The sequence below is a fragment of the Leifsonia sp. SIMBA_070 genome (assembly GCF_046534635.1).
GTDB lineage: Bacteria > Actinomycetota > Actinomycetes > Actinomycetales > Microbacteriaceae > Leifsonia.
Map to the genome: position 1 here is coordinate 1 of NZ_JAWRYK010000859.1, position 240 is coordinate 240.

Here is a 240-nt window from a genome sequence, read left to right on the forward strand (position 1 = left end):
GTATCGGCTAGAGCAGCGGCAGCGGCTTGAATTGATTTATCTGATTTGATCATAAACTTACCTTGATGGACGATTCACTGTACGAATGTTGCACTGCCCCTGCAACCATGACGCCAGGCGCTTGCTTGGTAATGCATCCAGCTTGTCGAGGACAGAAGTAAGCAACTCGACAACTCTCCTGCGATCCTCATTTTCAGGAAACCAATCACCCAGTTCAACGTTGCAGCGTGGCGCCTTACC

At 50.0% G+C, this 240-nt stretch carries 1 protein-coding gene; it reads right to left on the reverse strand.

The window, feature by feature from the left end; genetic code table 11:
• Positions 1–57 precede the first annotated feature (57 nt).
• A partial coding sequence (locus SB754_RS22670) for a hypothetical protein (RefSeq protein ID WP_410784521.1) occupies positions 58–240 on the reverse strand: 183 nt, incomplete at its 5' end.